Raw genomic sequence first — 11,571 nt, 5'->3', positions numbered from 1 at the left:
CTACAGGAATAAAATAGCAGCATGTTGCAGGATTCTGTCAGTCAAAAATTAGAAGGCTTGGTTGATCGTCATGAAGAGCTTGAAGCTTTGCTTGGTGATCCTGAGATTATTTCCGATCAAAATAAATTCCGCGATCTTTCAAAAGAATATTCACAGCTGGAAGAAGTTGTTAAAGCCTTTCAGCAGTATCAGGAAGCGGTAGAAAATCTGGAAAGCGCTGAGGAAATGTTGAAGGATGATGATCCTGATATGCGTGAAATGGCTCAGGAAGAGCTGAAAAGTGCGAAGGAAACCATCGAACAGCTGGAAGTCGACTTGCAGAAATTATTGCTGCCAAGAGATCCTAACGACGATAAAAATACCTTCCTGGAAATTCGTGCTGGTACGGGTGGTGATGAAGCGGCTATTTTTGCTGGTGATTTATTCCGTATGTACAGTAAGTACGCCGAAAAACATCGCTGGCAGGTTGAAGTCATCAGCGAGAGCCAGGGTGAGCATGGCGGCTATAAAGAAATTATTCTACGTATTATTGGTGACGGTGTTTATTCCCGATTAAAGTTTGAATCGGGCGCACACCGGGTACAGCGCGTTCCTGAAACCGAATCCCAGGGCCGAATTCATACCTCTGCCTGTACTGTGGCAGTGATGCCGGAAGCGGACGCAGTTGATGCGGTTGATATTAATCCTGCGGATTTAAAAGTCGATACGTTCCGTGCCTCGGGTGCAGGTGGTCAGCACGTTAACAAAACTGACTCGGCGATTCGTATTACGCACCTTCCTACAGGTGTCGTCGTCGAGTGTCAGGATGAACGTTCGCAGCATAAGAACCGCGCTAAGGCGATGTCTGTATTGCAGTCACGTTTACAGGCAGCTGAAGAAGCAAAGCAGCAGTCAGAGCAGACAGAGATGCGTCGTAACCTGGTCGGTACCGGAGACCGTTCGGACCGAATTCGCACCTATAACTACCCTCAGGGACGTATGACGGATCACCGTATTAACCTGACTCTGTATAAGCTGGATGAAATTATGGAAGGTGACATTGATCAGATCGTTGAGCCTCTTATTCAGGAGCACCAGGCGGATCAGTTAGCTGCCTTGTCGGGTCAAAGCGAATAAGTGGAATCAGCTTTTGAGTCATACTGTCAGTGATGCCATCGACTGGGCTATTGCGCAATTATCGACAAGCGATAGCCCTAAACTGGATGCCGAACTATTACTGGCTTTTCAATTAGAGAAGAATCGCAGCTGGTTGAAGACCTGGCCGGAAAAGGAATTGTCTCAGGCTGCATTTCAAGAGTTTCAATCACTTGTTAAGAGGCGCGCCAGTGGTGAGCCGGTTGCCTACATTCTGGGGCATCAGGATTTCTGGACGTTCAACTTAGCGGTCACGCCTGATACTTTAATACCACGTCCTGAAACCGAGCACCTTGTGGAGTGCGCCCTCGAGCATTTGCCTGTTGAAAAGGCTGCACGAGTGGTCGATCTGGGAACCGGCACTGGCGCTATTGCTATGGCTATTGCCAGTGAGCGGCCGAATGCAGAAGTCTGGGCTGTAGACGTCAGCGAACAGGCATTAGCTGTTGCGGAAAAAAATCGCCACCGTTATCAGCTGGAGAACGTGACCTGTCTACACAGTCATTGGCTCGACCAATGGCCGAACAAGCCGCTGGATCTGGTCGTTAGCAATCCGCCTTATATTGCTGACAACGATCCGCATCTCAATGATTTGAGCTATGAGCCAATAACGGCACTGGTCGCTGAAGATAGTGGTCTATCTGATATACGAATTATCAGTGAGCAGGCTAAAAGTCATCTCAAGCCGGGGGGCTGGCTGATGTTCGAGCATGGATTCGAGCAGGCCGAGCCAGTGCAGAAGATTTTGCGTGAATTGGGTTACGAATCGATTGAGACCATCAAAGATTATGCCGGACATGCCCGTGTGACCATTGGACGTTTAACTGAACTTTAGTAGAAGTTTCAGGTCTCTTATTAAGGCTGTCATGACTTTCTTGATACAAATTCTACAAACTGTGAAAATAATCTACTGTTAAAGGTTTTTAAGCTTGCCGAGCTTGATGAGTATTGTTAGAGTAACGCGATTGAGAATATTCTCACAAGCCTTGTCGCCATTGGCGTTTAGCCCTTTTTGAATGACAATTATTTTAAGTGAACTTTAGTAACACAAGTTTAATGCGGGAAACTTCCTTAGATGTTTAATAAATTACGTGGCCTTTTTTCAACTGACCTATCGATTGACTTAGGTACAGCCAATACTCTTATTTATGTACGAGACCAAGGGATTGTGCTCGATGAGCCTTCAGTCGTAGCCATTCGTCAAGATCGAACTGGTGGTGCAAAATCAATTGCTGCCGTTGGTGAGGCTGCAAAGAAAATGTTAGGTAGAACGCCTGGAAGCATTGTTGCCATCCGTCCAATGAAAGATGGCGTGATCGCCGACTTTGAAGTGACTGAGAAAATGCTTCAGCACTTTATTCGTAAAGTTCACGATAATACTTTCTTCCGCCCAAGTCCTCGCGTACTGGTTTGTGTCCCATGTGGATCCACTCAGGTAGAACGACGTGCGATTAAAGAATCGGCATTGGGAGCTGGTGCTCGTGATGTTTACCTGATTGAAGAACCGGTTGCTGCAGCGGTTGGTGCTGGATTGCCTGTGAACGAAGCGCGTGGTTCGATGGTTGTGGATATCGGTGGTGGTACAACCGAGATTGCAATTTTATCTTTGAATGGCGTGGTTTACTCTGATTCGGTTCGAATCGGTGGTGACCGTTTTGACGAAGCTATCATAGAGTACATCCGTCGTAATTACGGCACAATTATTGGTGAAGCGACAGCTGAGCGTATCAAGCATGAAATCGGTACTGCTTATCCTGGCACAGAAGTTCGCGAGCTAGACGTTCGTGGTCGTAATCTGGCTGAAGGTATTCCTCGTAGCTTTACTATAAACAGTAATGAAATTTTAGAAGCTCTACAAAACCCACTACACGGTATTGTGCGCGCGGTAAAAACTGTATTAGAACAGTCGCCTCCTGAATTGGCTGCTGATATCTCTGAGCGCGGCATGGTATTGACGGGTGGTGGTGCATTGATTCGTGATGTAGACCGTTTGTTGATGGAAGAGACCGGCTTGCCAGTGATTGTGGCTGAAGATCCATTAACGTGTGTAGCTCGTGGTGGTGGGAAAGTATTAGAAACCATCGATGAGCACGGTGGAGATTTATTCTCAGACGATTAAGACTTGGGGCATTAGCCCAAAAAGTCGATGAAAATCGGGCACTTAGTTTGCCCGTTTTTTGTATCCATAGCCTAATAATTGCTAAACTAAAGTCCGGCCCAGTGGACTAATCGTGTGCGAGATACTTCTTGCTGAGGAGTAAGCCATTAAAAATATATTTACTCAGGGACCGTCGTTGTTGCTACAGCTGCTTTTTAGTTTGCTTTTAGCTTCCTTAATGATGGTGCTTGATTATCGCTATGACTATTTGAGCAGTGCCCGTAAAGGTGTTTCCACTGTGTTTGCACCTATTTATTTTTTAGCGAACCTTCCTAATGAAATTGCTTCCTGGGCCGATAACAATATTGTCAGTCGTAATGATTTGATTGATCAAAATCGTCGTTTAAAAGACGAGTTACTTATTCTTAAAGCACAAAACCAACGCCTCATTGGTCTTGAATCTGAAAACGCCCGTTTGCGATCACTGCTTGGCTCCTCCAGAACATTGCGTGGAAAACGAGTCATTGCTGAGGTTCTTAATATCGATAGTAGCCTGTTCGCTAATGAGCTGATTCTAAACAAAGGCAGCATGGATGATGTTTTTGTGGGGCAGCCGGTGGTGGATGCGGAAGGCATCATGGGGCAAATCGTCGAGGTATCGACTTCAACGTCACGAATGATCCTGATTAATGATCAGAAGCATGCAATTCCTGTCAGGATCGATCGAAACGGTGTTCGAGCCATTGCGCAGGGTAATGGTCGTTTACTGTATTTAAGACATCTGCCGAATACGATTGATGTTAAAGAAGGGGATATTCTGCTAAGTTCGGGCTTAGGACAGCGTTTCCCGGACGGTTATCCTGTGGCTAAAGTGATATCGGTAGTTAGGCAGACTGCTCAGCCATATGCTGAAATTCAGGCAGAGCCAACCGCCAATATTAATCGTGCTAATCATGTCCTGCTATTGTGGCCCTATCACGATCCAAAAGTGAAAGACCCAACCAATCCAGAGGTATCACAATCAGAGTTAGAAGGGGAGACAGGTCCTGATGCAGAATGATAAAAAGCGTGGTAGCTGGGTTATAATTTTAAGCCTTCTTATCGCTTTAATTTTAAGCGTTATTCCGCTACCCGATTCATGGCAGCCCTTCAGGCCAGACTGGCTATTTTTAGTGCTGGGTTACTGGGTGGTGGCACTGCCTCATCGCATTGGCCTTTTTTGGGCATTTATATGGGGGCTGATTTACGATGCATTGATGGGAAGTACGCTCGGCCTGCATAGTTTTACTTTGTGCGTATTGGTTTTTATCTTGCAGCTGAATTTCCAGCGTATTCGAATATATCCAATCTGGAAGCAGGCTCTGACCATGGGCTTTTTAAGTCTTCCTTATCTAGGGCTGGTTCTGTGGCTGTCACGGATTACCGGTAGTCCGGAAAGTAGTTTTACCTATTGGCTTTCGGCTGGGATTAACACGCTGCTATGGCCCTGGTTATTCATTTTACTTCGTGATATCCGCCGTTACTTCAGGGTGATTTAAAGATGGCAGCAGAATACTCAACGATTTATCTGGCGTCTGGTTCGCCACGTCGTCAGGAGATATTGCAACAGCTTGGTGTAACGTTCCAGCAGATAGCAAATCATTTTGATGAAACGCTTCTGCCGGGTGAAAGTCCAAGAGAGTATGTATCGAGAGTTGCTCTGGGTAAAGCGATGTCAGCTCTTGAGGGTGATGAATACCAGAAGCAGTGGCCGGTTCTGACAGCAGACACCACGGTAGTACACAATAATGAAGCTTTGGGTAAACCTCAGGACCTGGAGCATGCGACAGAGTTGTTGCAACGTCTGAGCGGGAATACCCATACTGTCATATCAAGTGTCGTCATAGCGACCCCCCAGCAGCACTGGCAAAGTACGGTAGAAACCGAAGTGGTGTTTGCGCCACTGGATACCCAGTTGATAGAGCGCTATTGCCAAAGCAAAGAGCCACTGGGTAAAGCCGGTGGTTATGCCATACAGGGACTTGGCGGTTCCCTGGTTGAGTCAATTCGCGGAAGTTATAGTAACGTTGTTGGTTTACCCATTTATCAGACACGTCTCTTGTTGGAAGACGTAGGCATTCAGTTTGCACTGAGATAAGGAATATAAGTATGCGTGATGAAATTCTGATTAATATTACGCCTCAGGAGACGCGTGCTTCTATCGTGGAAAATGGCGTGTTGCAGGAAGTTCATTTAGAGCGCACAGAAAATAGAGGTATTGTCGGTAATATCTATAAAGGTGTTGTTAAGCGAGTAATGCCTGGGATGCAAGCGGCTTTTGTCGACATCGGTCATGATAAAGCTGCTTTTCTTCACCTGGCGGATATCGTGACTGATAAAGCCGAGGGCAGTAAGCAGGCTATCGAGGGTTCTCAATTACTGGACAAGCAACAGGCACAGGAAACCGATATCACTACGGTCCTGCACGAAGGTCAGAAGATCATAGTGCAGGTCATCAAAGATCCCATCAGCAGTAAAGGCGCCCGATTAACGACTCATATTACGATTCCTTCCCGTTACCTGGTGTTAATGCCTGACACCGAGCATGTTGGTGTCTCACAAAGAATCGATAACCAGGACGAACGGGTCAGGTTGCGTGAGTTGCTGGAAGAGCATCAAGAGCTCGACAATGGATTTATTATTCGAACCGCAGCTGAAGGTGCATCTGAAAAAGAACTGGTTCGTGATGCTTTATTTCTCGCAAAGTTGTGGAATGGGATCACCGACAAGTCAAAACAAGTTAAAGCCCCCGGTTTGGTTCATGAGGACCTCGGATTAGAGCTTAGGATCATGCGTGATATCTTCGAGGATGACGTCGAAAGAGTTCGTATTGATGATGAAAAAGCTTTGGAGCGAATTCGAGATTTTGTAAAAGAGTTTTTGCCAGAGATGGAAAGCCGGATCGAGTTGTATCAGAGCGAACGTCCAATCTTTGATCTTTACAACGTCGAGGAGGAAATTAAAAAAGCTCTGGAACGAAAAGTACAGTTAAAATCGGGTGGTTACCTAATCATTGATCAGACTGAAGCGATGACTACGGTAGATGTTAACACCGGTGCTTTTGTTGGTCATAAAAATCTGGAAGAAACCATTTTCAGAACGAATCTGGAAGCTGCGACCGCTTTAGCTAGACAGTTAAGACTAAGAAACCTTGGCGGCATCATTATTGTTGATTTTATTGACATGAAAGATGAAGAGCATAAGCGTCAGGTATTAAGAACACTGGAAAAGCTACTGGAAAAGGATCATGTTAAAACTCAGATAACTGAAGTGTCTACTCTGGGCTTGGTTGAGATGACCCGCAAACGATCCAGAGAAAGTCTGGAGCGACTGCTGTGCGAGCCATGCCAACAATGTAATGGTCGAGGTTATGTTAAAACCGCAGTCACAGTCTGTTATGAAATCTTCCGTGAGCTGAGCCGGGCGGCACGAACCTATGATGTACAAAAATTTCTAGTTTTGGCAAGTCAGGAAGTCGTCGACTGTCTACTGGATGAAGAGGCTAGCAGTCTCGGTGATTTAGAAGTAGAAATTGATAAACCTATAAAACTGCAGGTCGAAAGCTTATATTCGCCAGAGCAGTTTGACGTTGTTTTAATGTAACCGGAACCTTAATGGCAAAATCGTTTGTTAGATTCTTGAGAAAAACATTAACCAAATTACTTTGGTTGATGTCGGTTCTTGTCATTATATTTGTTGTCCTTCTGTCGCTGGCTAAACTGACCTTACCCTATTGGACAGAAGATAAAGCTAGGATGATAGCTTTAGCCGAGGCAGAGTTCGGTGGTCAGTTTGATTACCAGTCACTGGATGTAGACTGGACAAAATTTAAACCCAGTATTTTTATGGAAGATGTTCAATGGAGTAGTGATGACGGTGATGTCTCATTGGGTTCCAGCAAGAGTCTTATAGTTCTTAATTTCTGGGAAAGTTTGTTCAAAGGTTATTTAGTTACTGAAAAGGTTGAGCTTAATACGGTAACTCTTGATATTGCGATCAATGAGTCTGCCGCTAGCAATGACTTTTCCCCCAATGTTGAATTATTCCTTAAACGTTATCCGGAAATCATTAATCAAGAATCCATTGCAATTGATAATGTATCGATTAACTTCAGAAAAAATGATCAAAGCAAAAAGGTCCAGGTCTCACAGTTAAACTTTATCAGGCGAGATCAGCAGCGGCAGTTAACGCTCGACTTTCAAAGTGAATTTGCATCTCAGGGTAAGGTTATTGTTGAGTCTGATGGCAAACCATTTGCTGACGATAACCCCATCGACATATATGGTTTACTTCGTGACTTTGACTTGGTCAATAGTAGTCAGTTCTTTAATTTACCTCAGGGAATTCCAGTTGAGCTCGCGGATACAGAGTTTTGGCTAAGCTATGAAGGTGATTTTCCTGTATCCGGTAAGTTACTTTTTAAAGCTGACAGCACGGATTCAAAAGTAGCTAAGTTAGATGCAGAAATTAACTATATACATGAAGGTCGTTATACGATTTTTTCCAGCGATAAGTTTCATGTAGTAGAGCGTCAGGAGTCTGGTGACTTAAAACGCTACAATAGTTACTTCAAGGTTGTCAGGGATAAGGTTGATGAAGACACTACGGTATGGCGTTTTGAAGCACAGAATACACCAATCGGTTACTTTTCTTCTCTGTCCATCCCTTTTATGCCCCAGGACATAAGACAACACCTAATAGACTTAAAGCCCGAGGGTGATTTAGTCTCTTTGGATCTTGAAACACTTCAAAAAAATAAAGAGCTGGTTCCGATTAACGGTAGAGCCAAGGTAGACTCGTTCAGTGTACAGTCTACTGCGAATTCTCCCGGGGTAATGCTGAAAAGCCTGTTTGTAAACAAGCTTGATGATGGGTGGACTGTTAGAGCGAGCACTGAGGATTCCAATATTAAATGGCCCGGAGTATTTAAAAACAATATTCCCGTGGATACCTTAAGTCTGGATGCATGGATTAGTTTCAAAGAAAGCCCATTTATTAAGGTGAACTCTTTTGCTTTAGATAACCCTGATACAGAAGTCTTTGCCAGCGGCAAAATTGAGATTGTGGATGGCGATCCTGATATGTCAATTTATGCTGAAGCTCGTAACGTTAATATTGCCGCATTGGAAACCTACTGGCCTCGTAATGAAATGGACGAAGAGGTACTGTCTTTTCTCGATCAGTCTTTAATTTCTGGACAAGTTGATTTTGGTAAATTGACATGGCGTGGCAATATCGAAAACTTTCCTTATGAAAACAATGATGGCCAGTTTGATATACAGGCAAAAGTATCGGACAGCCAGTTTAATTTTGATAAGGACTGGCCACAACTGGAAAATCTATCGGCTGATGTTCACTTTTTGAATAATAAGTTGATGATCAATGCCACTTCAGGAAGTGTTCTCGGAAATGATATTGGGAATGTTGAGGGAGTGATTGAGTCAATTTTTACAGAAAATTCTGTACTTAAGATGGACATTGAAAACCAGGTAGCTTATCAACCGTATAGAGATTTGTTTTTCGAATCACCGATACATCAGTGGCTTGGAGACGATTTAATCGACCTCAAGTTTTCTGGAAAACTTGATCATAAATTAAGTGTCAGCATTCCACTTAGTGAGGATGATGACAATACTCGGCTGACGGGTAATATCAGCTTCAATGGGCAAAGCATTCAGCTTGACGGTTACAACTTTGCTCTCGATTCCTTGACGGGATCGCTTCATTACACTGAAAGAGGCGCCTACTCTAAAAATTTGAAAGGGGAAATCTGGAAGAGTCCGGTCACTCTGGATATTACTGTTGATGAATATACTGAAAGTGATGATCTGGTCAATATTAATGCAGAATCAATGTTCAATCTCGCCAGAGCAGTAGAATTTCATAATATACAGGCTCCGCTTAAGATTGAGGGTGAAAGTCCAGTGACTCTTCACTACAGGAAAGATGTGGGCGGTTCGGCCTCACTGATTTTGCGCAGCGACTTGAAAGGGACGCTGATAGAAGGCCCATCCTGGCTGAGCAAGTCAAAGTCAGCAGCGGCATCTTTTCTGGCAACCTTGTTTCAAACCGAAGGACGGATTCAGTCAAGAACCATTTACAGGGATACTGTCTCGGCACAGTTGAATTTTAGCCAGTCTAATCCGGAAGATATCAATGGAGTGATTGCTCTGGGAGAGCTGGCGACGAACTCTATTCAAGTTCCACCTCAAGGGGTTGCGATACAGGGCTTCTTTCCAGAAATTCATAGTTACGAATGGATTAATAGTCTGCAGATGAAAAAAGAAGGCGACTTCTTCTGGCCCAAGTGGATTGATCATATCGCTGTTAGGACGGATTTATTTACCGTAGCAGGACAATCACTACATGAAGTTTCATTAACAGACTCATTACTGGATGATGAAAGCGTTCGTTTTAATGTCAGTGCAAAAGAAGGTAATGGTAGTTTGACTCTGTTCACTGACGGCCGAAAACATGTGGTAGTGGATAGTCTGGATATTGAATTACAGCCATTTTCCAGCTTGTCTGAGTCTGAGCTGGATCTCCAAAAAGATGCACTTGATAAGTGGCAGCTGGAATGCTTTAGCTGCAAAATCAATGGGATTGATACTGGAAAGTTAACACTGGTTTCAACAAAGGAAGGTGACGCTGTTGTTTTAAAAGGCGACAGCCAAATAAAAGGGCAGTTAGCTGCCTATTTAGAGGGACGCTGGCAGGATGATCAGAGCGCGGTCAATATTCGCTTCACCACACAGGATACCGGTGCTCTCCTCAAGCGATGGGGTTATGGCGATGGATTGAAAGAAACAGAAGCCACAGGCAGTATCGCTCTATCGTGGCCGGGAGGGTTTCATGACATCAGCCTGGAAACCTTGAACGGTAATATCAGTTTAGATACCGGACCGGGTGCTGTGAAAGAGCTGAGCGATCGTCAGGCGCGAGTGTTCAGTTTATTTTCACTACAAAGCGTTCGCCGACGGCTGTCGCTAGACTTTAGCGACTTGTTTGAAGATGGATTCTTCTATGACACAATGCGCGGAGTATTTACCATTAAAAATGGCGTGGTCCACAGTGATGATGTATTCATCAACGGTACTGCAGCGGATGTTGAAGTCAAAGGAAGTATTGATTTAGTCGAACAGACTGTCGATCAAAATGTTACTGTGGTGCCAAAGCTGGGATCAAGTTTACCTGTGCTAGCCGGCTGGGCAATTGAACCGACAACTGGCTTGATCATGCTGCTGGTTAACAAGATATTCGAGCCTGTGATTGATGTTGTAGTGAGTATTGAATATAAAGTGACGGGCGATCTGGCCAACCCAGAAGTTGTTGAGTTAAGTAAAAAATCGAAAGAAGTGACAGTTCCTGAGTCTGAGCTAAAGACAGAGCAAGAAAGACAGGAACCCACTGACGCTGAGCCCGAGTCAGACGAAGAAAAGTTACCATCCGAGCAAGAAACGGCGGAGGATATTAATGATGAGTGATTCTAAGAGAATCAAAATCGGCCTGATTCAGTTGTCTTCATCAAGCGATATTGATGAAAATCTTAAAGCAGCTGAAAAACTTATTAAAGACTCAGTGTCTGATGGCGCTGAGATGGTGGTTCTACCTGAAACCTTTGCCTTGATGGAAAAATATAATGGCCAGAAATTAGATTTTGTTGAACCTCCCGGTCAGGGCAAAATTCAAGACTGGATGAAGCGAGTTGCTAAAGAAAATCAGGTAGCACTTGTCGGGGGCACCATAGCAGTTGAGTCAGAGATTAAAGAGCGTCCTTATGCCAGGTGTTATGTTTATGCTCCTGATGGTAGCGTCATAACGCATTACGATAAAATTCATATGTTTGATGTCGCTGTTAAAGATGACGAGGTTTATTCAGAATCCGCCAACACGTTGGCCGGTTACGAAACCAAAACGTTTGAGTTTAAAGATATAAAGTTCGGTTTATCTGTCTGCTATGACCTGCGTTTTCCAGAGGTATACCGTTTATATCAAAAGCAAAATGTGGAAGTCATTCTGGCGCCTTCAGCCTTTACATTGCAAACGGGTAAAGTTCACTGGAACTTATTACTACAGGCAAGAGCGGTAGAAAACCTATGCTTTGTAGTTGCTCCCAATCAGACCGGGTTACATGATAATAAACGTAAAACCTATGGTCATAGTCTTTTCGTCGGACCGTGGGGAGATGTCCTTGCTGAAATGGACAACCAGGTTGGCTACATTAATCATGAAATTGATACTCAACAGATTAACGCCATTAAAAAGCGTTTTCCTGTCCATACACACCGAAAGTTATAAGG

9 protein-coding genes are annotated in these 11,571 nt (G+C 44.3%); all 9 read left to right on the top strand.

Annotation, left to right across the window (positions count from 1 at the left end):
* Window positions 1–24: 24 nt before the first annotated feature.
* The 9 genes from prfA to KS2013_RS09105 all read left to right on the top strand — a co-directional run bounded on the left by prfA (window position 25) and on the right by KS2013_RS09105 (window position 11,569).
* Complete coding sequence (prfA, locus tag KS2013_RS09145; RefSeq protein ID WP_068994515.1) at window positions 25–1,116, top strand: peptide chain release factor 1; 1,092 nt, start codon at window positions 25–27, stop codon at window positions 1,114–1,116.
* A 13-nt stretch (window positions 1,117–1,129) separates the two neighbouring features.
* Window positions 1,130–1,969 (top strand): peptide chain release factor N(5)-glutamine methyltransferase, encoded by an 840-nt coding sequence (gene prmC / locus KS2013_RS09140; RefSeq protein WP_068992827.1) that lies wholly within the window; start codon window positions 1,130–1,132, stop codon window positions 1,967–1,969.
* A 240-nt stretch (window positions 1,970–2,209) separates the two neighbouring features.
* A complete protein-coding gene (locus tag KS2013_RS09135) occupies window positions 2,210–3,253 on the top strand; it encodes a rod shape-determining protein (protein WP_068992824.1) in 1,044 nt (347 codons plus the stop codon).
* A gap of 145 nt (window positions 3,254–3,398) precedes the next feature.
* Entirely contained in the window at window positions 3,399–4,292 is an 894-nt protein-coding gene (gene mreC / locus KS2013_RS09130) for a rod shape-determining protein MreC (protein WP_071890164.1), read from the top strand.
* Window positions 4,282–4,770 carry a rod shape-determining protein MreD gene (mreD, locus tag KS2013_RS09125; RefSeq protein ID WP_068992820.1) on the top strand — a complete coding sequence of 163 codons (489 nt, stop codon included), beginning with the start codon at window positions 4,282–4,284 and terminating at the stop codon, window positions 4,768–4,770. Before mreC ends, mreD begins: the two co-directional genes overlap by 11 nt.
* A 2-nt stretch (window positions 4,771–4,772) precedes the next feature.
* A complete protein-coding gene (locus KS2013_RS09120) occupies window positions 4,773–5,369 on the top strand; it encodes a Maf family protein (protein ID WP_068992817.1) in 597 nt (198 codons plus the stop codon).
* Between the two features lie 11 nt (window positions 5,370–5,380).
* Window positions 5,381–6,874, top strand: coding sequence for a ribonuclease G (rng, locus tag KS2013_RS09115; RefSeq protein WP_068992813.1), 1,494 nt, complete (start codon window positions 5,381–5,383; stop codon window positions 6,872–6,874).
* Between the two features lie 11 nt (window positions 6,875–6,885).
* Window positions 6,886–10,755, top strand: a complete 3,870-nt coding sequence (locus KS2013_RS09110; protein WP_068992811.1) for a YhdP family protein — start codon at window positions 6,886–6,888, stop codon at window positions 10,753–10,755.
* Window positions 10,745–11,569, top strand: a complete 825-nt coding sequence (locus KS2013_RS09105; RefSeq protein ID WP_068992808.1) for a carbon-nitrogen hydrolase family protein — start codon at window positions 10,745–10,747, stop codon at window positions 11,567–11,569. Before KS2013_RS09110 ends, KS2013_RS09105 begins: the two co-directional genes overlap by 11 nt.
* The last annotated feature ends 2 nt before the right edge of the window (window positions 11,570–11,571 follow it).

This window comes from Kangiella sediminilitoris (assembly GCF_001708405.1).
GTDB classification, from domain to species: Bacteria; Pseudomonadota; Gammaproteobacteria; order Enterobacterales; family Kangiellaceae; genus Kangiella; species Kangiella sediminilitoris.
This window is presented reverse-complemented; position numbering and strand designations above follow the sequence as displayed.

What these genes read in the sequence shown, in the direction of transcription:
- KS2013_RS09105 (WP_068992808.1), top strand. Translation starts at nt 10,745, where the DNA reads ATGATGAGTGATTCTAAGAGAATCAAAATCGGCCTGATTCAGTTGTCT.
- rng (WP_068992813.1), top strand. Translation starts at nt 5,381, where the DNA reads ATGCGTGATGAAATTCTGATTAATATTACGCCTCAGGAGACGCGTGCT.
- KS2013_RS09135 (WP_068992824.1), top strand. Translation starts at nt 2,210, where the DNA reads ATGTTTAATAAATTACGTGGCCTTTTTTCAACTGACCTATCGATTGAC.
- KS2013_RS09120 (WP_068992817.1), top strand. Translation starts at nt 4,773, where the DNA reads ATGGCAGCAGAATACTCAACGATTTATCTGGCGTCTGGTTCGCCACGT.
- KS2013_RS09110 (WP_068992811.1), top strand. Translation starts at nt 6,886, where the DNA reads ATGGCAAAATCGTTTGTTAGATTCTTGAGAAAAACATTAACCAAATTA.
- mreD (WP_068992820.1), top strand. Translation starts at nt 4,282, where the DNA reads ATGCAGAATGATAAAAAGCGTGGTAGCTGGGTTATAATTTTAAGCCTT.